Origin of the sequence: Limobrevibacterium gyesilva (assembly GCF_025989185.1) — a bacterium.
GTDB classification, from domain to species: domain Bacteria; phylum Pseudomonadota; class Alphaproteobacteria; order Acetobacterales; family Acetobacteraceae; genus Limobrevibacterium; species Limobrevibacterium gyesilva.
In genome coordinates this window covers 100,482-124,777 of record NZ_JAPDNT010000003.1, presented here as the reverse complement: position 1 = coordinate 124,777, position 24,296 = coordinate 100,482, and the positions used below count along the sequence as shown (strand labels likewise).

Here is a 24,296-nt window from a genome sequence, read left to right as displayed (position 1 = left end):
GACAGGGGGATGGACATGATGGGAAAGATCGGGCGGCGCACGCTTCTGACCGGCGCCGCGGCACTGGCGGCGGCGCCGCGGGCGCATGCGGCGGGGCAGGTGGTCGTGGGCACCTGGGGCGGCGACTACGCGGCCCTGTTGGCGGAGAACATCGACAAGCCGCTGCTGGCGCCGAAGGGCATCGAGGTGGTGCAGGACGTCGCACCCCAGGACCCGCGCAAGGCCAAGCTGACCGCCGAGCGCGCGTCGCGCCGCGGCACCATGGATGTCGCCTGCCTGTCCGACGTGGATTCGGCCAGCATGTCGTTGCTCAATGTGTGGGAGCCGGTGACGGCGGAGGCGGTGCCGAACCTGCCGCATGTGCTGCCGGCGCTGCGCACCCCATACTCGATCCCGCACATCTATTCGGGGCTGGTGATCCTGTACAACCCTGACAAGATCAAGACGCCGCCGAAATCGTATACGGATTTCTGGGACCCGAAATACAAAGGCCGCGTCGGTTTCGTTGACATCCTGTATCTGTACAACATCGCCGCCGCGGCGCTCGCGCATGGCGGCAGCATGAACAATTTCGAGCCGGGCAAGCCCGCGCTGCGCGACCTCAAGCGGCTGGAGCCGAAGATCTATCCGTCGAACGAGGCGATGGCGACGGCATTGAAGGCCGAGGAGGTGTGGATGACGCCGATGTGGCTCGCCCGCGGCGTGTTCTGGCGCAAGGGCGGCGTGAACGTGGCGCACGCGGTGCCATCCGAAGGTGCGACACCGTATATCTCGGCCGCCGCGGTGCCGAAGAACGCGCAGAACAAGGCCAACGGCATGGCGTATCTGAACGCGATGCTGGACCCGCGCGCGCAGGTGGCCTTCGCCGAGCGGATGTCCTACGCGCCGACCGTGGACAACGCGCCGGTGCCGGCGGAGCTGATGCAGCAGATCGGCTTCACGCCGGAGCAGCAGGCCAACTTCAAGAATCCGGACTACGACTACATGGCGAAGAACACCTCGCAGTTGAACGATTTCTGGAACCGCGACTTCAAGAGCTGACAGCGATGGGCGACGGCGGCTTCGCGACACCTTTCGTGCCGGTGACGGAACCGGTGCCGCACCTCGCCAGCGCCGCGCGGCGGATGGAAACGCCGTGCGGCGAGGGGCAGTTGGTCTGGCGCAGCTGGGGCGCGGGCCCGGTGCTGGTGCTGCTGCATGGCGGCACCGGCTCGTGGCGGCACTGGGCCGGGAACATCGCCGCGCTGTCGCGGACCCGGCGGGTGCTGGCGCCGGACCTGCCCGGGCTCGGCGACTCCGCCCTGCCGCCGATGCCGGCGACGCCGGGGTCCATCGGCGCGATCGTCGCCGACGGTTTGGCCGGGTTGCTGCCGGCCGATATGCGTTACGACATCGCTGGGTTTTCCTACGGCGCGCTGATCTCCAGCCAGGTGGCGGCGCTGCATGGCGCGCGCGTGCGCTCGCTCACGGTGGTCGGCCCGTCATCGCTCGGGCTGCCGCGCACCGGCATCGTGCTGGAGAAAGTGCGCAGCAAGACGGGGGCGGAGCGGACCGCGGCGAACCGCGTCAATCTCGGCCGGTTCATGATCGCGGACGCGACGCAGATCGACGCGCGGGCGCTGGCGATCCAGGACTGGAACACCGTGCATGCCCGATTCAAGAGCAAGGGCTTCGCGGAATCCACCGCGCTGCGCGATGCCGTCGCGCGGGCGCCGGCGAAGCTGAACGCGATCTGGGGCAGCTGCGACGTGACCGCCGCGCCCGACCTCGCAACCCGCGCGGCGGCCCTGCGCGGCGCCCGGCCCGATGTCGATTTCCGGGTGATCGAGGGCGCCGGGCACTGGGTGGCCTATGAGGCGGCGGACGCCTTCAACGCCATGCTGGCGGACATGCTCGGGGCCGGCTGATCGTTACGGCTTGCTGCGCCATTGGGTGAGGGCGTGCATGCCGCCGCCGGCGAGCAGGCCCCAGAAGGCGCCGCTGATGCCGAGGAATGTCAGGCCGGATGCCGTCACCAGGAAGGTGATGACGGCGGCCTCACGCTCGCGCGGCTCGGCCACGGCGCCCATCAGCGCCCCGCCGAACGCGCCGAGCAGCGCCAGCCCCGCCACCGCCTCGATCAGGATCGGCGGCGAGGCGCTGATGAAGGCGGTGGCAGCACCCGCCAGCAACCCGAAGACGATGTAGCCGGCGCCCGCGACCACGGCAGCCCAGTAGCGGCGGCGCGGATCGGGATGCGCGTCGGGCCCGGCGCACAGCGCCGCCGTGATCGCCGCCAGATTCACGGCATGCGCGCCGAACGGCGCCCCGGCGATGCTGAACAGGCCGGTGGTGGTGAACAGCGGTCCGGGGGAAGGGCGGTAGCCGTTGACGTTGAGCACGGCCATGCCGGGGATGTTCTGCGAGGCCATGGTGACAATGAACAGCGGCAGCGCGATGCCGATGACGGCGCCGAACGAGAATGTCGGCACCACCAGCACCGGCTGTGGCCACAGCGGCCCCATGGCCTCCGGCGCCACATGCGTCGTCGCGGCGATCAGCCCCATGGCGACGAGCACGGCCGCCGGCACCGCGTAGAGGCGGCGGAATTTCCCCACAGCCGCCCAGGCAACGATGATCGGCAGCGCCAGGGCGGGCGTCTCTGCCACCGCGCGCACCGGCGCCAGGCAGAGCCCCAGCAGCACCCCCGCCAGCATCGCGCTGGCAAGCGGCGCCGGGATGGCGGCGACCCAGCGCCCCAGCGGCTTCCACAGCCCGGCCACGACGATCAGCACCCCGGTCACCAGGAAGGCGCCGACGGCGGCCGTGAATCCGCCTGCCGCCGGGCCGGACGTGGCCAGCAGCGCCGCGCCCGGCGTGGACCAGGCGACGCTGATCGGCAGCTTCGTCTTCAGGCTGAGATAGATGCCGCACACGCCCATGGCGATCGACAGCGCCATCAGCCCCGACGCCGCCTCGGCCTGGGTGGCGCCGACCGCAGTCAGGCCGCTGACGACCACGGCGAAGGAGCTGGCGAAACCGACGAAGGCGGCGAGCAGGCCGGCGGCCAGCGCCGGCACTGAGAAGGATCCTGACATGTGCAGCGCTCCCGGCCTGGCCCCGGGTCGGGGCTGCACGGTTCGAGAATGGGTCCGCCCGTGTGGCACGCGGCGCCGGACGCGGCAAGACCGGCCCCGGCCTGGACGCGGTGGCCACGGCTGGGTGAAGATGTGCCGGCGACGCCCGAAAGGCGCCTGGACCCATCGACTTGCCAACGTTGCCGGCAGACCCGATACGCCGGCGTCTCGAACCCGGAGAGCACGTCATGATCACACGCCGAACCCTGCTCGGCGCCGCCGCCGCAGCCTCACTTGCAACCCGCGCGTCCGCCGCCGGCCAGGTGGTGGTGGCGACCTGGGGCGGCGACTACGGCGAGCTGCTGACCCGCAATGTCGAGAAGCCGCTGCTGACGCCGGTGGGCATCGAGGCAGTCCAGGATCTCGGCAGCCAGGACGCCCGCAAGACCAAGCTGATCGCCGAGAAGGTCAGCCGCCGGGGCTCGCTGGATGTGGTGCATCTGTCGGATACCGACATGTACCAGATGGCCCAGGCGGGCGTGTTCGAGGATGTTGACCTGCCGGCGGTGCCGAACGCCGCGAACATCATCAAGGGGCTGCGGCGGCCCTATTCCATCCCGCACATCCTCTCCGCCCAGGTGATCCTGTACAACCCCGACAAGATCGAGGCGCCGAAGGGCTTCGCCGATCTGTGGAACCCGAAATACAAGGGCCGCGTCGCCATCCCGGACCTGAACTATCCGGCGGTCACTTTCGGCAGCGCCATCGCCGGCGGCGGCGGCATGTCCAACTGGCAGCCGGCGAAGAAGATGCTGCTCGATCTGAAGAAGAACGAGCCGAAGATCTATCCGTCGCACGAGCAGCTGGCGCAGGCCCTGAAGGCCGAGGAAGTCTGGATCACCCCGATGTGGCTCGCGCGCGGCTTCATGTGGCGCAAGGCCGGCATCAAGCTGGCCCATGCGGTGCCGGAGGAGGGCGCGATCCCCGTGGTGTTCGAGGCCGCGGTGCCGAAGAACGCGCGCAACAAGGCCCATGCCTGGGCCTATCTGAACGCCATGCTGGACCCGCAGGCGCAGCTCGGTTTCGCTGACCGCATGGGCTATGTGCCGACCGTGACCAACGCGACTTTGCCGGCAGAGATCGCCGGCCAGATCGGCTTCACGCCGGCGGAGCAGGAGAAGTTCCGCGTTCCCGATTACAGCTATCAGGCCAAGGTGCTGCCGGAGATCCTCGATTTCTGGAACAAGGAGTTCAAGGCGTGAGCGACACCGGCTCGATGCGGCGGCGGACATTCCTGGGTGCGGCGGGCCTCGGCGCCGCCGCGCTCGCCTCCCGCCGTGCCGTCGCGGCGGAGCGCGTGGTGGTGGGCACCTGGGGCGGCGACTACGGCGACCTGCTGGCGAAGAACGTGGACGAGCCGATCGCCGGGAAGCTGGGGCTGGAAGTGCTGCACCAGACCGCCGACGCGTCGCCGCGCAAGGCCAAGCTGATCGCCGAGCGCGCGGCCCGTCGCGGCACGCTCGATGTGGCGCTGCTGTCGGACGTGGACATGTACGAGGTGTCCCGCCACGGCCTGCTCGACACGCTGGACATGGGGCGCATCGCCAACGCGCCGCATATCGTCGCATCGCTGGCCAGGCCCTATGCCATTCCGCAGATCTATTCGGGCCAGGTCATCCTGTACAATCCCGACAAGGTGAATCCGGCGCCACGCTCCTACGCCGATCTGTGGGATCCGAAATATCGCGGCCGCGTGGGCTTCTCCGACCTGCTCTATTCCCAGATCACATCGGTGGCAGCCTTGGTGGGCGGCGGCTCGATGAGCGATTACGGGCCGGCGAAGAAGGCGCTGCTGGACCTCAAGGCGCTGGGGGCGAAGGTCTATCCCAGCAACGAGACGCTGGCCGTGGCGCTGAAGGGCGAGGAGGTGTGGCTGACCGTGATGTGGCTCGCCCGCGGCTACCAGTGGCGCCGCTCCGGCATCAACCTGCGCCATGCCGAGCCGGCGGAGGGGGTGACGCCGATCCTCTACCAGGGTGCGATCCCGAAGAACGCGCAGAACAAGGCCCAGGCCTATGCCTATCTGAACGCGATGCTGGACCCGCGGGCGCAGGCGGGCTTCGCCGCGCGCATGGGCTATGTGCCGACCGTCACCAACGCGACGCTGCCCGACGACCTGGCCGCCCAGATCGCCCTCACGCCGGAGCAGCAGGCGCGCTTCCGGCTGCCCGACTACGAATACGTGGCCCAGCACGCGGCGGAGATCTTCGATTTCTGGAACCGGCAGTTCAAGGCCTGACCCGATGCCCGCGCTGATCCTGCCGGCGACGCTGTTGGTGCTGCTGATGATGGTGGCGCCGATGGTGCTGCTGTTCCGCTATTCGCTGAACCTCTACAGCCCGACCGAGCTGATGATCGAGGCGTTCACGGCGCGCAACTACCTGTCCGCCGTGACCGACTCCTATTACCGCGAGGTGATGGGCACCACGCTGCAGGTGGCGTTCTTCTCCACGCTGATCGCGCTGACGGCGGGCTTTCCCGCCGCCTATGCGCTGGCGCGGATGCGCGGGCGGTGGAAAGCCTGGCTGACCCTGCTGACGGTGTTCCCGCTGATGGTCGGCAATGTCGTGCGCGCCGCCGGCTGGATGACGCTGCTGGGCAACACCGGCGTGGTGAACGCCGGGCTGCGCGCCACCGGCCTCCTGTCCGGCCCGGTGCAGCTGATGTATACGCCGGGCGCGGTGGTGGCGGGCATCGTGACGGTGGTGCTGCCCTACATGATCCTGACGCTGTCCAGCGTGATCGAGGGCATTCCCCGCAATGTCGAGGAAGCGGCGCAGAACATGGGGGCCCGGCCGTTCACCGTGTTCCGTCGCATCATATTCCCGCTGGCGCTGCCCGGCGTCGTGGCGGGATCGGCGTTGGTATTCATCCTGTGCATGAACGCCTACGCGACACCGGTGCTGTTGGGCGGCGCCCAGTTCAAGATGATGGCGCCCGCGGTGTACGACCAGTTCGTGCGCACCACCAACTGGCCGTTCGGGGCGGCTTTGGCGTTCATCCTGCTGGCGGTGACGCTGGGCCTGACCGTGGCCGGAAGCGCGCTGCTGCAGCGGCGGTATCGGCGCTAGAAAAGAATATTCGGGCCGGGGCTCGCTTTTTGCCCGAAAAAGCACCATATTCGCATTTCGGCAGTTTTCGGCCTGGGCCTGACCGCAGCAATTTGCGGTGCTTTCGCATCCGGTTCCCCCCACTTCGAAAAACATCCTGGCCCGCATGTCGCGGGTCGCCGGCGCGCGGAGACACGCATCATGACTATCGGTACCGTCAAGTGGTTCAACACAACCAAGGGCTTCGGCTTCATCCAGCCCGACGACGGCAGCAAGGACGTTTTCGTTCATATTTCGGCCGTTGAGCGGGCGGGCATGCAACTCAAGGAAGGCCAGAAGGTCAGCTTCGAGTTGGAGCGCGGCCAGCAGGGCAAGACCTCCGCGGTCAACCTGAAGGACGCCTGATCGCTACGGAAGCTGCCGCATTCGTGCGGCAGCTTTTGGCAAGGAGTGACAATGACTCTTCACAAGTTCGCGGTTGGCGAGCGGGTGGAATTTTCCCCCGGCCGTTTCGATGGCAATGTGCCGCGCGGCACTTATACGATTGCGCGGCAGCTTCCGAGCGAGACGCCCGACCTGCAGTACCGCGTGAAGAATGTTCGCGACAGTCACGAGCGCGTGGTGCGCGAGAGCCAGTTGCGTCGCGGCTAGCCGCGCGGAATAACTCCTGGCTAGCCACGCGGAATAGCGTTCGGCTAGCCGCGCGGAATAACATTTGGCTAGTCGCACGGGATAGAAACCCGGCCAGCCGCGCAGGTTCGCCGGGTTCGATGGCGCGTGGTATACGGCATCTGAAACCAGAAGAGCGCGCGGCGCCCACGGAAGGACACCATGGCGTTCAAGGTCAACTACAACCAGCAACGGGCTGAGCGCAACCGCGCCAAGCAGGCGAAGAAAGAAGCAAAGCTGCGCGAACGGGAGGAGGAGGCCGCCCGCCGCAAGGCCGAGCGCGAACAGGTCCACGGCGCATCGCCAGATGCGCCTGTCGCGGAGACGCCTGACCCCGAAACGCCGGCAGGAGGGACCGATGGCACACCCTAAGCGCCGGATCGAGACCAGCTTCGTCTTCTTCGACGTGCTCTATGTCGACGGCACCCGCACCTCCAATCGCCGCGTTCCTGCGACCGCCCTTACCGGCCTCGACGGCGACGCGCCGGCCAAGGAGATCATCGAGGCCCAGGACCAGGAGATCGGCCGGGCTTCGGGCCGTCCGCGCCCGGCCATCAAGTCGGTGGCCCGCTCGCCGGTGAAGGTGACGGTAGACAAAGCCTAGTGCCCTGCCCCCGAAGTTCGCCACCTATGCGAACTTCAGGTTCAGGACACCGGCCTTTATTCTCAGTGGCCTGCTGGCCCCTGCGTCCGCCGCAAGATGCGACGGACTTCGGGGGCAGGACACTAGCGCCATCGCGCGCCTTACAGGATCGTCTGGCTGCGAAGATCCTTCGGCGCCTTGGTCAGCACCTCCGGTACCTGGCCGACCACGACCGTATCGTCGTGGCGGAAGCCGCCGAGGCCGAACACATACAGGCCCGGCTCGGCGGAATAGACCTCACGCTCCAGCAGCTTCCGGGTGTTGAAGGCCATATCCTCCGGGAACTCATGGCCGAGCACGCCGATGCCGTGACCGGTCCGGTGCAGGATGTATTCGCCGCAGCCGGCGCGCTCGATCACGGCCTGCGCCGCCGCGTCGATGGACAGCACCGGGTTGCCTGTCACCGCGGCGGCGGCGGCAGCCTCGTTGGCGGCCGTGACGGTCTCGTACAGCCGCTTCTGCTCGGCCGATGGTTCGCCGCAGAACCAGGTCCGCTCGTTCTCCACCACAAGCCCGTTCACGCGCGGGATGACGATGTTGACGAGGCCGTGCCCCTTCTCGATGCGCGCGCCGGCCTGCCGCCCGTCCCCATGCGGCGCCGCCGAGGCCGGGCCCGACAGCGTCCAGCAGCGCATGATCTCCAGATGCTCGCCCGGGAATCGCCGCCCGCCTTCCTCGGCCATCAGCGCGGCCATGGCCATGTCCAACTCCTGCACCATGCGGCCCGGCCGGATGTTCTCGCGATAGCGGTCCTGCACCCAGTCCGACAGGGCGGCGATCTCGCGCATCAGAGCGATCTCCTCGGGGTGCTTCTGCCAGCGCAGGGCGCGCAGGTCGGCCACGATCAGCTCCAGCCTGGCCTTGGGCAGCAATGCAACCGCCTTCGCGAGCGGCCCCCCGCCATCGGCCCCGATGCGCGCGCCGCCCAGGCCTGCCTGCTTCAGCTTCGCCGCCACCATGTCGGGCCACTGGCTGACCAGCGCCGTGCGGGCGCCGACGCGGGGATGCTCGGCATAGAATTCGGCATCCGACAGCCACAGCCGCTGGTCCTCGGCGGCGTAGCGCCAATGGTTGGTGGACAGCTCGTTGAGAATGGCGAAGGGCTCGCCGTTGCGCGGCACGACGCAAACGATCGGCCGTTCCCAGGGCTGCACGTCGGTGCTGAAATTGGTGGCGAACTGGAAGAAATCCGCCGTGGTCAGCGCGATCGCATCGAGCCCTTCGCGATCCATCAGATCACGCATCAGGCCGAGGCGGTATTCGCGGACGGCGGTGCCGAGAAAGGCCATTCTGGTCTCCTGTTGGACTCTGCAATCGTTGGACTCTGCAATCGAAGGCAGCACCGGGACGCCGCGCGCCACCGGACCGCAGGCGTGCGCTGCTCCCCGGGGCATGCACGGCAATGGGCGCACACCGCAATGATAGCCGCTCGCCGCGGCAGGAACAGGCCCTACGCGCCCTCCGCCGCGGGGCGCCGGCGGAGCAGCCGGTGTCCCGCCAGGAACAGCCCGTCCAGGTCCCCCGGCGTCACCCGTTCCAGGATCTGCTCCATCTGGAATTCGCCCAGCCGGCGATAGCTTTCGAACTGGCTCTCGGTGAACCACTGGTCCAGCGTGCTCTCATGCGGGAACTCCGGGTTCAGCGCGCCATAGGCGCGCACGTCCGCCGGCAGGTTGGGCAGCCAGCATGGCTTCACGTACAGCAGCAAACCCGAGGCGTTCTCGGGATACTGGATCGTGCCCAGCGCGAAACCCAGCATCTCATTGCCCGCGGCATCGCGCGCGGCGACGCGCGCGTGGCGAAGGGTCACCGCCACCTGCAGATCGATGAAGGCCTTGCGGATGGCGTTGCCGAGATCGGTGAACGTGCAGCCCGGATCCTGCCCGGCATCCACCACCACGACCAGCCGGCAGCGCCGGCGCAGCACTTCATAGAGGCCAAGATTCTCGAAATGCCCGCCATCCGACAGGTAGATTGCCGGGTTCTGGCCGGTGGTGATGCCCAGCAGGTCGCCCAGCATCGAGTACAGGGCGTTGCGCGGCATGGCGAGGTTCAGGTCGGCGGGAGCGGTGACCACAGCCGGGTTCGGCAGCCACGCCCCCAGCCTTACGTTGAACAGCGTCATCAGGAACGCGGTCAGCGGCGAGGAGTGGTAGCCCCAGTTCGGGCTGACCGCGGCGCCGGAAATGGTCATGGCGGTGGCCAGCGTCATGCCCCCGTCGCCATTGGCGCCGCGTTTGACCGTCGGATACTCGTTGCCCGCGTAGCGTTCCGTGCAGACATAGCGGCCGTCATCGCCAAGCACGGCCGAGCCGCAGGCCAGCGGCGTCGCCGTGAAGGACGCGGCCTTGCGTTCGGCCCAGTCGCTGCGCCGGTCCGACGTCAGGTTCAACGCCATGTTGATCACCGGGAACAGCTTGCGCATTGCTCCCGCAACGATGCCCAGCCGCGCCAGGCGCGGGTTGTCGGCCGGGTCGAAGCCGGTGAACGGGTCCGGGTGCCGCTCGGGGCGGGCCGAACCCAGGAAGGCGCGGGTCAGCCGGTTGCGGTAGACGCCGTGCATCGAGAACCGGTTGACGTTGATCCGCTTCGACTGCCGCACGATCAGCCACCACAGCACGGCGCAGAGCAGCGCCTGCAACGGCAGTGGGTCGGCGGCATACCACATGTGCCAGCGCACGACGTCCGGCCAGCCGGAAATATGCGTCCACACGATCGGCCGCAGGATCAGCTCGCCCAGAGCAAGCTGCAGCTGCCCCAGCAACTCTCCGATCCAATAGCCCAGCAGCGCCAGCAGCCCGACCGCGAACAGCGCCGACAACGCGTTCAGCACCCATACCAGAGGGACCCTGGATGTGCCGGATTCGCTGGCGGCCGCCTCGACCCGGGACATCACCTGCTTGCCCAGCCATGCGGCGGCGGGACCGGAGAGCATGGTGGCGAATCCCACGACCCAGATCGGCAACGAATTCTCGGGAACATGGAACACGGTCCCCGGCAGCCACAGGCAGCAGATTCCGAACAGCGCCCAGAGCAGGGCTGCACGAAGCTTCAGCGCGCTGAGCCGCGCCAGCCACTCGCGGTCGAGATCGCCGAGCCTGGCGTCGCGGCGGATGCCCACGAACACCATTGCCTGCAACATGCTGGACAGCACCAGCCAGAACGGCCCCAGCACCGCGAGCGTGGCCGCGAGGTCGTCGGGCGACATCCTGCGCAGCAGCAGCAGGCCGATGCAGATGAAGGCGGTGGCGGCGACCGTCGACCACAGCCACGCGGGGAAGTTCTCGGCATACAGCTTTACGCCGGGATCGCGGCTGCGCCGCCAGAAGGCGGCGGCGAGGTAGCCCATGGTCATCGTCGCGAAATAGACGAAGGGCAGGCTGGTCACGGCGAAATACCAGCGCGGCAGCCAGGCCAGGCAGCCATGCGGCAGCCATACGAAGCAGTCTTGCGCCTCTCCTAGCCGCGCCCAGATCTGCCCGGAATTCTCGGCGTCCAGGGGCTGCCCCGTCGCCTGCAGCCATTGCGCCAGCGAGGCCGGCGCCAGGAACGCCCAGGCCAGCAACGGCTGCAGAACCCACCGGCGCACGGAATCTGTGGACACATAGTCGGCGGCCTGCGCGCCGGCGTTGCGTCGCGGGCGATGGCTCGGCAGGTCCTTGCAGGCCCGGACCGCAGCGACCACGAGACATGCGGCCGCGACGGCGAGGAACAGCGGCGCCAACGCGAACTGGGCGGCCTTCCACAGGACGGTCCGGTAGAAGATCGCGGCCAGCACAGCGAGCAGGAAAAGCGGCCCGAACGCCACCCAGTTCAGCAGGACGTTGCGCAGATAAAGAACGACTCCGGTCCATGTATCGGCCGACAGCAACCCCATCTGCGGCGTGAGGTAGTTGGTATAGCCACGCAGCCGGCGCAACTCGGGGGCTGGCTCGTGGTTGCCCAGCAATGCCTCCGCCGCGACCGCGCCGCCATGATTCAGGATCAGGCTTTGCAGCCATGCCCCGGTGAAGCCGCCGCCAGACACGGTGGACAGGTAATCGAACGCCGACAGCAGCCGCTTGCGCGCCAGCGCCTGGATGACGCCGAGGCAGAACGCCGCGCTGCGCACGCCTCCGCCGGACAGGCACAGGGCGGATTGCCGCATCCTGATGGTGCGCTGGCGGTATTCCGCCTCGTCCGGGGGCATCGGGTCGGCTGGCGCGTGGATCGCGCCGAATTCCTCGGCCAGCACTTCTCCAAGGCGTTTGACGGGATTCGTGTCCACGACCACGGGCCTCGAAATTGAGGCGGAATAATTGCGGACCTCTCATCGGGCACGCAAGGCACGTGCGTGTGACCGCGTGCGCGAAGGGCGGCGCGGTCAGGCGAAGCGCGACGCGTCGAACCCGTCGGGCAGCACCCCGCGCGGCTTGATCATGTCGTAGCCGCCGCGCGCCAGGAACGTCCCGCTGCCCGGCTCCGCCTGCACATGGCCATCGCGCATCACCACCGCGCCGCGGCGGATGGTGGCGACCGGCCAGCCCGTCACCTCGATGCCTTCGTACGGCGTGTAGTCGATGACATGCTGCATCAGCGCGTTGGTCAGCGTCGTCTTCCGCGCCGGGTCCCACAGCACCAGGTCGGCGTCGAAGCCCGGGGCGATGCTGCCCTTGCGCGGATATAGGCCGAACAGCCTCGCCGGGTTGGTCGCGGTGATGCGCACGAACTGGTTGACGTCGATCCGGCCCTTCGCCACGCCTTCGCTGAACAGGATGGGCAGGCGCGCGGCGAGGCCGGGCACGCCGTTGGGGATGTCGCGGAAATTCGCGTCCGCGCCGTTCACCTTCTTGCCGCGCGCGCCGTCATAGGACCAGCCGCTATGGTCCGACGAGACGATGTCCAATGTACCCGCACGGATGTCGTTCCATAACGCTTCGGAATCCGCAGCCGTGCGCGGCGCCGGGCTGCACATGAACTTGGCACCCTCGAAGCCAGGCCGGTCCATGTCGGAGGCGGACAGCACGAAATATTGCGGGCAGGTCTCGCCCCATACCTTCAGGCCGCGGGCCCGGGCGCGCGCGATCTCGTCGGCGACTTCGCTGCAGGAGACATGGAAGATCTGGATCGGCTGGTCCACCAGCTCGGCCAGCGCGATGGCGCGGTGGGTGGCCTCGCGCTCGATCATGCGTGGGCGCGCCCAGGCATGGTATTTCGGCGCCGTGCGGCCGTCCTTCAGCAACGCCTCGGTGCGCCAGTTGATGGCTTCGTAGTTCTCGCAATGCACGGTCACGAAGGCGCCGCTGCGCCGGGCCGCCGCCAGCACGCGCAGGAAGCCGCGGTCGTCCAGGTGCAGCGGGTCGTAGGTGAGGAACACCTTCAGGCTGCGCACACCGGAGGCGACGACGTCCGGGATCTGCCGCCACACGACTTCGTCGCTGGCATCGGTGATGATCTGGTGGAAGCTGTAATCCACCATGGCCTGCTGCGCGCGCCGGCGATATTCGGCCAGCGGCTCCAGGATGCCGTGGCCCTTGAACTGGGTGGAGAAGGTGATCACCGAGGTGGTGCCGCCGGCGAAGCAGGCCGTGCTGCCGGTGGTCCAGCTTTCCTCGTCGGCGCCGCCGCCTTCCTGCAGCTGCTCGATATGGCAATGCGTGTCCACCCCGCCGGGCAGCACCAGCAGGCCGCCGGCGTCGATGGTCTCGGCACCTTCCAGCCGCCCCGCCAGTGCGACGATCCGGCCGTCCCTGATGCCGATATCGGCGCGCATCGTGTCCGCCGCGGTCACCACGGTGCCGCCGCGCACCACCAGATCGTAGTCCGCCATGCCCGCCCGCCTCTTGTCTTGTCGCGCTGCTGTGTCAGCCTTGCCGCGTCGGGGCGACCGATGCGCCCTGATACCGCAAGGATGACGCCTCATGCGCCTGAGCCACAAGACAATCCGTCCGGTCGCCCGCCAGGTCACCATCCATTTCGAAGGGCGACCGGTTCCGGCGCTGGAAGGCGAGACCGTCGCCGCCGCCCTGTCCGCCGCGGGGATCGTCGCCTTCCGCCACACGCCCACCGGCGCCCCGCGTGGCCTGTTCTGCGGCATGGGCGCCTGCTTCGACTGCGTGGTGACGGTGGACGGCCAGATCGGCCGGCGCGCCTGCCTGGAGAAGGTGGCGGACGGGATGGCGGTGACCGGCGCCATGCCGGCCGAACCCGCGCCGCTGGCGCCGGACCCGCAGGGCGACGAGGCCGAGACACGCGCCTGCGACGTACTGGTGGTCGGCGCCGGCCCCGCCGGCCTGTCCGCCGCCATCGCCGCCTGCGAGGCCGGTGCATCGGTGGTGGTGCTGGACGAGCGCGACGCGCCCGGCGGCCAGTACCACAAGCCGCTCGCCGCCAGCCACGCGGACCCGGCGCCCGATGCCCAGTTCGCCGAGGGCCAGGCCTTGCGCCGCCGCGCCGAGGAAGCGGGCGTCGCCATCACCACTGGCGCCACGGTGTGGGGCGCGTTCGGCGCGCAGGACGTGGCGGCCGTCGTCGCCGGTGCCGCCGTCACCTTCCAGCCGCGCCGCCTGATCCTGGCCCCCGGCGCGCATGAGCGCCCGGTGCCGGTTCCCGGCTGGACGCTGCCGGGGGTCATGACCACCGGCGCGCTGCAGACCTTGGCGCGGGCCCAGCGCGTATCGCCCGGCCACCGGGTCCTGATCGCCGGCAACGGCCCGCTCAATCTGCAACTTGCGTGCGAGCTGCTGGCCGGCGGCGTGCGGGTGGAAGCCGTCGTCGAAGCGGCACCCCGGCCCGGCTTCGCCACCATGCGCCATGCGCTGACGATGCTGCGCAAATCGCCCGGGCTGGCGCGGCAGGGGCTGTCCTACCTCGCCACATTGCGTCGTGCCGGCGTGCCGATCCTGTGGGGCAGCCGCATCGCCGCGCTGGACGGCGAGGGCAGGGTGGAGACCGCCCGCATTGCGACCCCGGCCGGCGAGCGGGTGATCGCCGCGGAGGTCGTGGCGCTGAATCTCGGCTTCCAGCCGGAGACCGGCCTCGCCCGCGCGCTCGATATCCCGCATTGCTTCGTCGATACCGGGCTTGGCCACCTCGCCACCGAGGCCGATGCCGATGGCCGCACCGCGCTCGACGGCGTATTCGCCGTGGGGGACGGCGCCAGCCTCGGCGGCTCGCGGGTAGCGCTGGCGCGGGGCCGGCTGGCGGGGCTCGCGGTGGCGCGCGACCTCGGCCTCACTGCGCCGGACGATCCGGCGGCCCGCGCGGCGCTGGCCGATGCGCAGGCATTCCAGGACGCGCTATGGGCGCTGTTCCGCCCGCCGCCGCCGGAGGCGCTGGCCGACGACACCATCGTCTGCCGCTGCGAGGAGGTCACCGCCGGCCGGCTGCGCCAGGAGATCACCGGCGGGCTGGTGTCGGTCGCCGCCCTCAAGAAGGCCACCCGCGCCGGCATGGGGCGTTGCCAGGGCCGCTTCTGTGCGGCCTCGGTCGCCCGGCTGTGCCCGCACGCCCCCAGCGCCGACGCCTTCGCCGCGCCGCGCGTGCCGGTGAAGCCGGTGCCCGCCGCCGCCCTGATGTTCGAGGCGCCGGAGTTCGAGGCGCCGCTGCTGATCTCGCCTACGCCCAACATGCGCCGCGTCCCGGTGCCGGATCTGCCCGCGGAGACGCGGCGTGCCGACATCCTGGTGATCGGCGGTGGAGCGGTCGGCCTGTCCACCGCCTATTTCCTCGCCCGTGACGGGGCCGACGTGCTGGTGGCCGACCGCGACGAGGCCGGGTTCGCCGCCAGCACCGCCAATGCCGGCAGCCTGCACGCGCAGCTTCTGTCCTACGATTTCGGCTATCCCGGCATGCCCGAGGACGGTGGCCCCGCGGCGTATTCCCTGCCGCTGGGGCCGCGCAGCATCGATCTGTGGAAGCAGATTGCCGCCGCGGCCGGCGAGACGCTGGGCCTGTCCACCGAGGGCGGCCTGATGCTGGCGGACAGCGAGGCCGGCATGGCCTGGCTGCGCGCCAAGGTGGAGATGGAGAAGCGCTGGGGTACCGAGACCCATCTGATCGGCGCCAACGAGCTGCGCCGGATCGCCCCCTGGCTGTCGCACGGCATGACCGGCGCGGTGTTCTGCCCCGCCGAGGGCCGCATCGATCCGCTGCGCGGCACCATGGCGCTGTCCCGCCTGGCCCAGCGGCACGGCGCGCGGCTGCTGAAAGGCGCGGAAGTGACGGGCATTGCCCGCGACGGCGCCGCCTGGCACGTGCTGACCACCAAGGGCAGCGTAATCGCCGGCCGCGTGGTCAACTGCGCGGGACCCTGGGGCGGGCGCATCGGCGCCATGGTCGGCCTCGACCTGCCGGTGACCGGCACGGTGCAGCAGGTGATCGTCACCGAGCCGGCGCCGCGCATGGTGGAGCATCTGGTGGCGCTGGCGCACCGGCATCTGTCGCTGAAGCAGCAGGACAGCGGCGGCCTGCTGATCGGCGGCGGCTGGTTCGGCAGCTTCGACCCGAAGGATGGGCGCAGCCGCAATCTGCGCCAGAACATCCAGGGCAATCTGTGGGTCGCCGCGAAGGTGCTGCCGGCGCTGCGGGGCCTGTCGATCATCCGCAGCTGGACCGGCATCAACGTCGCCGTCGATCGCGCGCCGATCCTGGGCGAGGCGCCGGGCCTGCCGGGATTCTTCAACGCCATCACCGCCAACGGCTATACGCTCGGCCCCATCACCGGGCGCCTCACCGCCGATACGGTGCTTCACGGCGCTGCCATCGACCCGCATTATCGCGTCGAACGATTCAACTGACAGACCTGTCCAGGACATGCCATGACCGACACGCCGCCACCGCACACCACGCAGCACTGGCACGTCACCAAGCCCTCGGCGAGCGGCAAGCGCGGCATCGTCGTCGCCCAGGCGCGCGGGGCGGCCGAGGCCGGGATCGCGGTGCTGGAAGCCGGCGGCAATGCCATCGACGCCGCGGTGGCGACGGCGCTGGCGCTGGCCACCGTGGAGCCCTGGAACTCCGGCCTGGGCGGCATCGGTTTCGCGCTGGTGCATCGCGCCGGGCAGAAGAACGCCGAGGTCGTGGATTTCGGGCCGATGGCGCCGCACCGGCTCAGCCCGGCCAATTTCAAGCTCACGGGTCGGATGACCACGGACCTGTTCGCCTGGCCGGAAGTGGAGGGCGACGCCAACATCCATGGCCCGCTGTCATTCGCCATTCCCAGCTCGGTCGCCGGCTACCACAAGCTGCACGCGACCTGGGGCAGGCTGCCGCTGGCCGACGTCATCGCCCCGGCCGTGGCGCTGGCCAAGCGTGGCCTGCCGCAGGACTGGTTCACCACGCTGAAGATCGCGCTCTCGGCCGGCGCGCTGCGGCTGTATCCGGAAAGTGCCCGCATCTACCTGCCGAATGGGCTGCCGCCGGTGCCGCCCTATCAGGGCTCGCCCGGCTTCTTCCGCCAGGGCAACCTGCCGGCGACGCTGGAGCGCCTGCAGCATGCCGGCCTGCGCGATTTCTACGAGGGCGACGTCGCCGCCGCCATTGCCGCCGATGCCGTGACCGTGGGCAGCGTGCTCGATGCCGACGACCTCCGGAACTGCCAGGCGCGCATCCTGCCGGCCACCGAAGTGCCCTGGCGCAATGGCCGCACCCTGCAGCTTGCCACCGGCCTGACCGCGGCGCCCACGCTGACCCGCGTGCTCGCGCAGATGCGCGATGCCCCCTGGGATGCGGCGCCGGATGCGCCCTGGTATCGCGCGCTCGCCCGCATCATGAAGGCCGCCTATGTCGAACGGCTGACCAGCCTGGGCGAGACCGAACCGCTGGCCGCCGCAAGCTGCACCACCCACCTGACCGTCTGCGACCAGGACGGCACCATGGTGGCGGTGACCACCACCCTGATGTCCTCCATGGGCAGCCGCGTGGTGCTGCCGCAATCCGGGGTGCTCATGAACAACGGCATCATGTGGTTCGACCCGCGGCCGGACACGCCAAATTCGATCGCGCCGGGCAAGCGGCCGCTGACCAATATGTGCCCGATCATTATGAAACATAACGATCAGCCGATCCTGGCCGCCGGCGCCTCCGGCGGGCGGCGCATCATGGCCGCGGTGTTCCAGCTGATGTCCTACGTGTCCGATTTCGGCATGGACCCCGAAACCGCCGCGCATTATCCGCGCATCGACGTGTCCGGCACCGAGGGCGTGACCGCCGACCGCCGGCTGGCCGCCGACATCCTCTCCGGGCTGCAACAGGACGGACCGACGGAGATGGTGGAGCACGGGGTGGTACCGGTGAACTTCGCCTGTCCGAACATCATCGTCCAACATCCGGACGGAACGCGAACCGGCGTCAGCGACGCCCAGTCGCCCTGGTCGGCCGCGCTGGCGCAGTAGCGGCGCCCCGACCCTACTTCTCGTCCAGCTGCCGCGCCAGGCGCCGGGCCATGATCCAGCCGACCAGGGCGCTGGCCGGGGCGGCGGGGAGCAGCAGGAGCCAGCCGATATTGGCGCCGGCCACGATCAGGTTCATGCCGATGCCCAGCATGATCCCGCCGATCAGGCCGCCGGAGACGCCGGCGGACAGGCCGAGCATGATGAGTTCGCCGCGTGTGATCATGGTTGGCTTGCTACGAGTGCAGGCTGGGTTTGACAAGCCGGGGGGTGGCGCCTAGAAGCCCCGGCATTGCCGGGAACGTGGACGGTCCTTCGGGGGCCGCGCCCGCCTTTTCCTGTTCGGGGAGGGCCTACCGGTGCAACAAGCGGCATCATGATCGCCTGAAGGCGGCTCGGTGCACGAGTAGAAAGGGCTACGCGCATGACCAAGCGCGCCGAAAGCAAGTACAAGATCAATCGCCGCCTGGGCGTGAACCTGTGGGGTCGCCCCAAGTCGCCGCTGAGCAAGCGCGAGTATGGCCCCGGCCAGCATGGCCAGCGCCGCAAGCAGAAGCCGACCGATTTCGGCGTCCAGCTGATGGCCAAGCAGAAGCTGAAGGGGTACTACGGCAATATCGGCGAGAAGCAGTTCCGCAAGTATTATGACGAGGCCGTGCGCCGCAAGGGCGACACCTCCGAGAACCTGATCGAGCTGCTGGAGCGCCGGCTGGACGCGGTGGTCTACCGCCTCAAGTTCGCCATCACCCCGTTCGCCTCGCGCCAGTTCATCAACCACGGCCATGTGACCGTGAACGGCAAGCGCGTGAACATCCCGAGCTTCCAGGTCCGCGACAACGACGTGATCGAGGTCAAGGACAAGTCCAAGCAGCTGGCCATGGTGCTGGATGCGGCGCAGAGCGGCGAGCGCGACGTTCCCGAGTATCTGGAAGTCGACCACCGCGCCATGAAGGGCCGCTTCACGCGCGCGCCGAAGCTCTCGGACGTGCCGTATCCGGTGCAGATGGAGCCGAATCTGGTGGTCGAGTTCTACTCGCGCTGATCGCATCTGCCCACTGCCGATTGCAGCCCGCCGCACCTCGTGCGGCGGGCTTTTTCGTCCCATAACAGGGGCCTAACCACGAAACCTCCGAGGTCGTCCATGGATCCCGTTCTCGTCGAAGTCACCCGCGGTGCGCGGGTCGAATCCAGCCATCGTGGCGCAGCGGTCGTGGTCGATCCGGCCGGTGGCGTGGCCTTCCAGGCCGGCGATATCGACGCCGCCGTGTATCCGCGTTCGGCGGTGAAGGCGTTGCTGGCGTTGCCGCTGGTGGAGTCCGGGGCGGCCGATCGGCTGGGCCTGACCGACGATGAGATCGCCCTGGCCTGCTCGTCGCATTCGGGCGAGGAGGTGCATGTGGCCGGCGCCACGTCGATGCTGCGCAAGGCCGGGCGCGACGGCGCGTGCCTGGAATGCGGCGTGCAGTGGCCGATCAACGAGGCGGCATCGCGGCGGCTGGCGGCCCATGGCGGGGCTGCGTCGGCGCTGCACAACAACTGTTCCGGCAAGCATTCCGGCTTCATCTGCCTGGCCTGCGACCGTGGCGAGGACCCGGCCGGCTATGTGCGCCCGGCGCATCCGACCATGCGCGAGGTGACGGCGGCGCTGGCGGACATGACCGGAGCGGCGCTGGACGAGGGCAACCGCGCTGTCGATGGCTGCTCGATTCCGACCTATGCGATTCCGTTGCGGGCGCTGGCGCTGTCCTTCGCCCGGTTCGGCAGTGCGCAGGGCCTGGCGCCGGCGCGGGCGGCAGCGACCCGGCGGATTCGCGCCGCGGTGGCGGCGAATCCGATGATGGTGGCCGGGACCGGCCGGTTCGACACGCGGCTGATGACGGCACTGGGCGCGCGGGTGTTCAGCAAGAGCGGGGCAGAAGGCGTGTTCTGCGCGGCCATCCCCGAGCTGGGCCTGGGGCTGGCGGTGAAATGCGACGATGGCGCGGGCCGTGCTGCCGAGGTCGCGACCGCTGCGCTGATCGGGCGCTTCCTGCACCCGGACGGGGCGCAGGGGGAGGCGCTGGCCGGACTCACGCAGCCGGTGTTGAGAAACTGGAACGGAATCGCGGTAGGGGCGGTGCGTCCGGCCGGCCCGCTCGCCTGAAACGATCCGGGCGAGTTTCGTTATGTGACTTGTGCAGACCAGGGTTGCGGGTATCCTCGCGGTCCCGTGATACCCTGGAGGCACCTGATGACCACACGTTTGATGCGGTTGGGCCCCATTCTGCTCGGGGCTACCATGGCTGCGAGTGCTTTGCCCGCCCTTTCGACCCCGGCGCAGGCCGCCGTGTTCAAGTGGGCCAATGACGGCGATGTGCGGGCAATGGACCCGTACACGCTCGACGAGACCGTGCAGAACTCGTTTCTGAACAATATCTATGAGCGGCTGGTTCAGCGCGACAAGCAGCTGAACACCGAGCCCGGCCTGGCGGTGAGCTGGGAGCAGACCAGCCCCACGGTGTGGCGGTTCAAGCTGCGCCCGGACGTGAAGTGGCAGGACGGCAGCAAGTTCACGGCCGATGACGTGGTGTTCTCCTATCAGCGCATCACGGCGAAGACGTCGTCCACCTCGTCCAACGTCGCCTCGGTCAAGGCGGTGACGAAGATCGACGAGCTCACCGTGGATATGACCACGGACGGGCCCGACCCGATCCTGCCGGCCGAGCTGACCAACGTGCCGATCATGCCGAAGGCGTGGAGCGAGAAGAACAATTCCGCCGAGCCGGTGATCATCGGCCAGGGCGAGAACTACGCCTTGCGCAACGCCATGGGCACCGGCCCGTTCCGGCTGGTGCTGCGCGAGCCGGACCGCCGCAGCGTGCTGGAGCGCAATCCGGACTGGTGGAACAAGAAGCCCGAGCACAACCTCGATCGCGTCGAGTTCAACGTGATCGGTAGCGCCGCGACCCGCGTCGCCGCCCTGCTGTCGGGCGAGATGGACATGATCTATTCGGTGCCCGCGCAGGACATCGACAAGGTCGCCAAGGCGCCAGGCATCCATCTGATCCAGGGGCCGGAGCTGCGCACGATCTATCTGGGCATGGACCAGACGCGCGACGAGCTGCTGTTCTCCAACGTGAAGGGCAAGAACCCGCTCAAGGACGTTCGGGTGCGCAAGGCCTTCGCGCTGGCGATCGACGAGAAGCCGATCGCCGAACGGGTCATGCGCGGGCAGGGAAGGCCGACCTGGGAGATGTGGGGCCCGGGCGTGAACGGCTTCAACCCGGCATTGGACCAGCGGCCGGCGGTCGATCTCAACAAGGCCAAGGCGCTGCTGGCGGAGGCCGGCTATCCCAACGGCTTCGAGCTGACGCTCGATTGCCCGAACGACCGTTACATCGCCGACGAGGCGATTTGCACCTCGATCGCCTCGATGCTGGCGCGCATCAACGTCAAGGTGAACGTGTTCGCACGCACCAAGGTGAAGTTCTTCGCCGACACCGGGTACCCGAGATACAACACCAGCTTCTACCTGCTGGGCTGGACCCCCAGCACCTATGACGCGCACAACGTGATCCGCGCGATCCTGGTCACCCGCGGCCGGCCCGGCAAGGGCATGACCAACAGCGGCGGCTACTCCAACAAGCGGGTGGACCAGCTTGAGGAGCTGATCGGAGTCGAGCTCGACAAGACCAAGCGTCAGGCGATGATCGACGAGGTGGCGAAGATCGTGCAGGACGAGGTGGGCTTCATTCCGCTGCATCAGCAGCGCATCACCTGGGCCGCCCGTGACAATATCGAGTTGACCCAGCCGGCCGACAATACGTTCCCGATGCGCTGGGTGCGGGTGAAGTAGAACTTTCCGGCACTGTGAGTGGCGGGGGCTGACCTGTATAAGCCCCCGCCATGAGCACCGATCCCGCCTTCGAGATCGCGCGTCGCCGCACGTTCGCGATCATTTCCCATCCCGACGCCGGCAAGACCACGCTCACCGAACGGCTGTTGCGCGCCGGCGGCGCCATCCAGCTGGCCGGCAACGTGCGCGCCAAGGGCGAGCGCCGGCGCACCCGGTCCGACTGGATGGGCATCGAGCGCGAGCGCGGCATTTCCGTCGTCACCTCGGTGATGACGTTCGAGTACGGCGATTGCGTGTTCAACCTGCTGGACACGCCGGGCCATGAGGATTTCTCCGAGGACACCTATCGCACGCTGACGGCGGTGGATGCCGCGGTGATGGTGATCGACGCGGCCAAGGGCATCGAGGCGCGCACCCGCAAGCTGTTCGAGATCTGCCGCCTGCGCGACATCCCCATCCTGACCTTCATCAACAAGATGGACCGGGAGTCGCAGGACCCGTTCGCGCTGCTGGACGAGGTGTCGTCGTCGCTGGCGCTGGACACCGCACCCGTCACCTGGCCGGTGGGCCGGGCCGCCGATTTCGTGGGCACCTATGACCTGCGCAAGCGCGCATACCACCTGACCGGCGAGCTGGCGCAGTCCGACCCGCGGCTGGTGGCGGTGGCCGAGGAAGTGGACCTGGTGCGCGCGGCGCTGCCGGAATTCGACATCGAGGCCTTCGCCGCCGGCCACCTGACGCCGGTGTTCTTCGGCAGCGCCATCCGCGACATCGGTGTCGCCGATCTGTTGGATGGGCTGGTGGAGTACGGCCCGAAGCCGCGCGCCCAGCCGGCGGATACGCGGGTGGTGGAGGCAACGGAGTCCGGCCTGACCGCGCTGGTGTTCAAGATCCAGGCGAACATGGATCCGAACCATCGCGACCGCATCGCCTTCGCGCGTGTGTGCTCCGGGCGGCTGGTGCGGGGCATGCGGCTGAAGCAGGTGCGTACCGGCAAGCTGATTCCGCTGCACGCGCCGCAATTCTTCTTCGCCCGCGACCGCGCGCTGGCCGAGGAGGCGTTCGCCGGCGATGTGGTGGGCATTCCCAACCACGGCACGCTGCGCATCGGCGACACGCTGAGCGAGATCGAGGATCTGAACTTCGTGGGCGTGCCGTATTTCGCCCCGGAGATCCTGCGCCGGGTGCGGCTGGACGACGCGATGAAGGCCAAGAAGCTGCGCCAGGCGCTGCAGGAGCTGGCCGAGGAGGGGGTGGTGCAGCTGTTCCGCCCGCAGGACGGCAGCCCGCCGATGGTGGGGGTGGTCGGCACCCTGCAGCTGGATGTGCTGCAGGCGCGGCTGGCCGGGGAATATGGCGTTGCCATCGGCTTCGAGACGACGCCGTTCCAGCTCGCCCGCTGGGTGTTCGGGGAGAAGGCGACGCTGGACCGGTTCGTGTCCGACCAGCGCAGCGCCATGGCCGACGACGTCGATGGCGACCCGGTGTTCCTGGCGACCAGCGCCTTCATGATGCGCCGCACGGCGGAACTGAACCACGGCCTCGCTTTCCGCGACATCAAGGATTTCAGGGCCGAGAAGACGGCTGCCTGAGTCCGGCTTCTGAATCGTGATCGAGGGGGGACCCCGTGTCGGCCTAGTCTTGGCGGCAGCAGGGCAGGCACAGAGGGTCCCATGCCGAAGAAGCGTCCGGTCGTATGGGTGGCGATCGCCGACGGCGAGCATGCACGCGTGGTCGCGCCGACGGCCGTACGCCACCAGTTCGCCACCCGGATCGCCATTGATTCCGTGACGGCCCACAAGAGGGCGGCCGAGCTCGGCGGCGATCGTCCGGGCCGGGTGTTCGAGAGCGCCACGACCGCCCGCCACGCAGTGGTTCCGAAGAACGATCCGCACGAGCTGGCCAAACGCAAATTCGTGAGCGAGGTGGCGCGCACCCTCAATGAACATGCGCAGCAGAACGCGTTCGACCGGCTGGTGCTGGTCGCACCCAGCCGCACGCTGCATGACCTGCGCGAAGAGCTGGGTCCGCAAGCCGCCGCGAAGGTGGTGGGAATGGTCGCCAAGGACCTGACAGGCGTGAAAGACAACGAGCTGCCGCCGCATCTGGCGGAGTGGTGGGTGCCGCCGCCCGGGGAGTTCCCATGATGCCGGATTCCCCGCTGACGAGCGTGCTGGCGGCGCGATAGGCTTCGTGCGGGCGCATCAGGGGGAAACCATGGGCAAGACCGTCGTGCACCACGTCGCCGGCGACCCGTTCCAGCAGGGACTGCGGGCGTTCTTCGAATATCGCGATCTTGGCATCGCCGGGGCCAGTGGCGGGCGGATCGGCGCGCACGTCATCCGCGCCGTGCCGGGCGAGGGTGCGAAGCCGGAGTGGCACACCCACGACCTCGATTTCCAGATGGTCTATGTGCTGCGCGGCTGGGTGGAGTTCGAATACGAGGATATCGGCTTCGTCCGGCTGGAGGCGGGGTCCAGCGTCTACCAGCCGCCGCGGGTGAAGCATCGGGAGGTGCGCCACAGCGACGACGTGGAGATGCTGGAGATCACCGCGCCGGCCGAGTTCAGGACCGCGCTGGCGGACGCGCCGGCCAGCGCCGCCTGAGCACCG

At 68.9% G+C, this 24,296-nt stretch carries 22 protein-coding genes; 17 read left to right on the top strand and 5 right to left on the bottom strand.

Going from position 1 to position 24,296, the window contains the following annotated elements:
- Window positions 1–9: 9 nt before the first annotated feature.
- Both OL599_RS06575 and OL599_RS06570 read left to right on the top strand, forming a co-directional pair.
- Window positions 10–1,041, top strand: a complete 1,032-nt coding sequence (locus OL599_RS06575; RefSeq protein WP_264712864.1) for an extracellular solute-binding protein — start codon at window positions 10–12, stop codon at window positions 1,039–1,041.
- A gap of 5 nt (window positions 1,042–1,046) precedes the next feature.
- Window positions 1,047–1,907 carry an alpha/beta fold hydrolase gene (locus tag OL599_RS06570; protein WP_264712863.1) on the top strand — a complete coding sequence of 287 codons (861 nt, stop codon included), beginning with the start codon at window positions 1,047–1,049 and terminating at the stop codon, window positions 1,905–1,907.
- Between the two features lie 3 nt (window positions 1,908–1,910).
- On the opposite strand, the gene OL599_RS06565 is transcribed toward OL599_RS06570, so the two are convergent.
- Complete coding sequence (locus OL599_RS06565) at window positions 1,911–3,077, bottom strand: benzoate/H(+) symporter BenE family transporter (protein ID WP_264712862.1); 1,167 nt, start codon at window positions 3,075–3,077, stop codon at window positions 1,911–1,913.
- A gap of 227 nt (window positions 3,078–3,304) precedes the next feature.
- On the opposite strand from OL599_RS06565, the gene OL599_RS06560 reads away from it, so the two are divergent.
- The 7 genes from OL599_RS06560 to OL599_RS06530 all read left to right on the top strand — a co-directional run bounded on the left by OL599_RS06560 (window position 3,305) and on the right by OL599_RS06530 (window position 7,439).
- Window positions 3,305–4,318 (top strand): ABC transporter substrate-binding protein, encoded by a 1,014-nt coding sequence (locus OL599_RS06560; RefSeq protein ID WP_264712861.1) that lies wholly within the window; start codon window positions 3,305–3,307, stop codon window positions 4,316–4,318.
- A complete protein-coding gene (locus OL599_RS06555) occupies window positions 4,315–5,355 on the top strand; it encodes an extracellular solute-binding protein (RefSeq protein WP_264712860.1) in 1,041 nt (346 codons plus the stop codon). The genes OL599_RS06560 and OL599_RS06555 overlap by 4 nt, the downstream gene beginning before the upstream one ends.
- Window positions 5,356–5,359: 4 nt before the next feature.
- Window positions 5,360–6,187 (top strand): ABC transporter permease, encoded by an 828-nt coding sequence (locus tag OL599_RS06550; protein WP_264712859.1) that lies wholly within the window; start codon window positions 5,360–5,362, stop codon window positions 6,185–6,187.
- Between the two features lie 180 nt (window positions 6,188–6,367).
- Window positions 6,368–6,571, top strand: a complete 204-nt coding sequence (locus OL599_RS06545) for a cold-shock protein (RefSeq protein WP_264712858.1) — start codon at window positions 6,368–6,370, stop codon at window positions 6,569–6,571.
- A gap of 51 nt (window positions 6,572–6,622) precedes the next feature.
- Window positions 6,623–6,817, top strand: coding sequence for a hypothetical protein (locus OL599_RS06540; RefSeq protein WP_264712857.1), 195 nt, complete (start codon window positions 6,623–6,625; stop codon window positions 6,815–6,817).
- A 180-nt stretch (window positions 6,818–6,997) separates the two neighbouring features.
- Entirely contained in the window at window positions 6,998–7,207 is a 210-nt protein-coding gene (locus tag OL599_RS06535) for a hypothetical protein (protein ID WP_264712856.1), read from the top strand.
- Window positions 7,194–7,439, top strand: a complete 246-nt coding sequence (locus tag OL599_RS06530) for a hypothetical protein (RefSeq protein ID WP_264712855.1) — start codon at window positions 7,194–7,196, stop codon at window positions 7,437–7,439. Before OL599_RS06535 ends, OL599_RS06530 begins: the two co-directional genes overlap by 14 nt.
- Before the next feature lie 140 nt (window positions 7,440–7,579).
- Here the strand turns inward: OL599_RS06530 and OL599_RS06525 are convergent, their stop codons facing one another.
- The 3 genes from OL599_RS06525 to hydA form a co-directional block, all read right to left on the bottom strand.
- Complete coding sequence (locus tag OL599_RS06525) at window positions 7,580–8,767, bottom strand: M24 family metallopeptidase (RefSeq protein ID WP_264712854.1); 1,188 nt, start codon at window positions 8,765–8,767, stop codon at window positions 7,580–7,582.
- A 161-nt stretch (window positions 8,768–8,928) separates the two neighbouring features.
- Entirely contained in the window at window positions 8,929–11,745 is a 2,817-nt protein-coding gene (locus tag OL599_RS06520; protein ID WP_264712853.1) for a patatin-like phospholipase family protein, read from the bottom strand.
- Between the two features lie 96 nt (window positions 11,746–11,841).
- Entirely contained in the window at window positions 11,842–13,287 is a 1,446-nt protein-coding gene (gene hydA / locus OL599_RS06515; RefSeq protein ID WP_264712852.1) for a dihydropyrimidinase, read from the bottom strand.
- Window positions 13,288–13,378: 91 nt separating this feature from the next.
- Here hydA and OL599_RS06510 point away from each other — a divergent pair, with 91 nt between their 5' ends.
- Window positions 13,379–16,255 carry an FAD-dependent oxidoreductase gene (locus tag OL599_RS06510; RefSeq protein ID WP_264712851.1) on the top strand — a complete coding sequence of 959 codons (2,877 nt, stop codon included), beginning with the start codon at window positions 13,379–13,381 and terminating at the stop codon, window positions 16,253–16,255.
- 21 nt (window positions 16,256–16,276) lie between these two features.
- Window positions 16,277–17,851 carry a gamma-glutamyltransferase gene (locus OL599_RS06505; protein WP_264712850.1) on the top strand — a complete coding sequence of 525 codons (1,575 nt, stop codon included), beginning with the start codon at window positions 16,277–16,279 and terminating at the stop codon, window positions 17,849–17,851.
- Between the two features lie 13 nt (window positions 17,852–17,864).
- Here OL599_RS06505 and OL599_RS06500 read toward each other — a convergent pair whose 3' ends face one another.
- Window positions 17,865–18,074 (bottom strand): hypothetical protein, encoded by a 210-nt coding sequence (locus OL599_RS06500; RefSeq protein WP_264712849.1) that lies wholly within the window; start codon window positions 18,072–18,074, stop codon window positions 17,865–17,867.
- Window positions 18,075–18,272: 198 nt separating this feature from the next.
- Between OL599_RS06500 and rpsD the strand changes: the two genes are divergently transcribed.
- The 6 genes from rpsD (at window position 18,273) to OL599_RS06470 (ending at window position 24,290) form a co-directional block, all read left to right on the top strand.
- Window positions 18,273–18,890 carry a 30S ribosomal protein S4 gene (gene rpsD / locus OL599_RS06495; protein ID WP_264712848.1) on the top strand — a complete coding sequence of 206 codons (618 nt, stop codon included), beginning with the start codon at window positions 18,273–18,275 and terminating at the stop codon, window positions 18,888–18,890.
- A 99-nt stretch (window positions 18,891–18,989) separates the two neighbouring features.
- On the top strand, window positions 18,990–19,991 hold the full coding sequence (locus tag OL599_RS06490) for an asparaginase (protein ID WP_264712847.1): 1,002 nt from the start codon (window positions 18,990–18,992) through the stop codon (window positions 19,989–19,991).
- A 135-nt stretch (window positions 19,992–20,126) separates the two neighbouring features.
- Window positions 20,127–21,683 (top strand): ABC transporter substrate-binding protein, encoded by a 1,557-nt coding sequence (locus tag OL599_RS06485; protein ID WP_264712846.1) that lies wholly within the window; start codon window positions 20,127–20,129, stop codon window positions 21,681–21,683.
- Between the two features lie 50 nt (window positions 21,684–21,733).
- Window positions 21,734–23,275 carry a peptide chain release factor 3 gene (locus OL599_RS06480; RefSeq protein WP_264712845.1) on the top strand — a complete coding sequence of 514 codons (1,542 nt, stop codon included), beginning with the start codon at window positions 21,734–21,736 and terminating at the stop codon, window positions 23,273–23,275.
- Window positions 23,276–23,356: 81 nt separating this feature from the next.
- Window positions 23,357–23,830, top strand: coding sequence for a host attachment protein (locus OL599_RS06475; protein WP_264712844.1), 474 nt, complete (start codon window positions 23,357–23,359; stop codon window positions 23,828–23,830).
- Between the two features lie 70 nt (window positions 23,831–23,900).
- The gene (locus OL599_RS06470) at window positions 23,901–24,290 is read left to right on the top strand and encodes a cupin domain-containing protein (RefSeq protein WP_264712843.1); all 390 of its coding nucleotides are present in this window, start codon (window positions 23,901–23,903) and stop codon (window positions 24,288–24,290) included.
- Window positions 24,291–24,296 lie beyond the last annotated feature (6 nt).

Coding starts and splice junctions, on each gene's coding strand:
- OL599_RS06545 (WP_264712858.1), top strand. CDS start 6,368: ATGACTATCGGTACCGTCAAGTGGTTCAACACAACCAAGGGCTTCGGC.
- rpsD (WP_264712848.1), top strand. CDS start 18,273: ATGACCAAGCGCGCCGAAAGCAAGTACAAGATCAATCGCCGCCTGGGC.
- OL599_RS06550 (WP_264712859.1), top strand. CDS start 5,360: ATGCCCGCGCTGATCCTGCCGGCGACGCTGTTGGTGCTGCTGATGATG.
- OL599_RS06490 (WP_264712847.1), top strand. CDS start 18,990: ATGGATCCCGTTCTCGTCGAAGTCACCCGCGGTGCGCGGGTCGAATCC.
- OL599_RS06485 (WP_264712846.1), top strand. CDS start 20,127: ATGGCTGCGAGTGCTTTGCCCGCCCTTTCGACCCCGGCGCAGGCCGCC.
- OL599_RS06505 (WP_264712850.1), top strand. CDS start 16,277: ATGACCGACACGCCGCCACCGCACACCACGCAGCACTGGCACGTCACC.
- OL599_RS06510 (WP_264712851.1), top strand. CDS start 13,379: ATGCGCCTGAGCCACAAGACAATCCGTCCGGTCGCCCGCCAGGTCACC.
- OL599_RS06480 (WP_264712845.1), top strand. CDS start 21,734: ATGAGCACCGATCCCGCCTTCGAGATCGCGCGTCGCCGCACGTTCGCG.
- OL599_RS06560 (WP_264712861.1), top strand. CDS start 3,305: ATGATCACACGCCGAACCCTGCTCGGCGCCGCCGCCGCAGCCTCACTT.
- OL599_RS06570 (WP_264712863.1), top strand. CDS start 1,047: ATGGGCGACGGCGGCTTCGCGACACCTTTCGTGCCGGTGACGGAACCG.
- hydA (WP_264712852.1), bottom strand. CDS start 13,287: ATGGCGGACTACGATCTGGTGGTGCGCGGCGGCACCGTGGTGACCGCG.
- OL599_RS06500 (WP_264712849.1), bottom strand. CDS start 18,074: ATGATCACACGCGGCGAACTCATCATGCTCGGCCTGTCCGCCGGCGTC.
- OL599_RS06575 (WP_264712864.1), top strand. CDS start 10: ATGGACATGATGGGAAAGATCGGGCGGCGCACGCTTCTGACCGGCGCC.
- OL599_RS06475 (WP_264712844.1), top strand. CDS start 23,357: ATGCCGAAGAAGCGTCCGGTCGTATGGGTGGCGATCGCCGACGGCGAG.
- OL599_RS06525 (WP_264712854.1), bottom strand. CDS start 8,767: ATGGCCTTTCTCGGCACCGCCGTCCGCGAATACCGCCTCGGCCTGATG.
- OL599_RS06540 (WP_264712857.1), top strand. CDS start 6,623: ATGACTCTTCACAAGTTCGCGGTTGGCGAGCGGGTGGAATTTTCCCCC.
- OL599_RS06470 (WP_264712843.1), top strand. CDS start 23,901: ATGGGCAAGACCGTCGTGCACCACGTCGCCGGCGACCCGTTCCAGCAG.
- OL599_RS06530 (WP_264712855.1), top strand. CDS start 7,194: ATGGCACACCCTAAGCGCCGGATCGAGACCAGCTTCGTCTTCTTCGAC.
- OL599_RS06535 (WP_264712856.1), top strand. CDS start 6,998: ATGGCGTTCAAGGTCAACTACAACCAGCAACGGGCTGAGCGCAACCGC.
- OL599_RS06565 (WP_264712862.1), bottom strand. CDS start 3,077: ATGTCAGGATCCTTCTCAGTGCCGGCGCTGGCCGCCGGCCTGCTCGCC.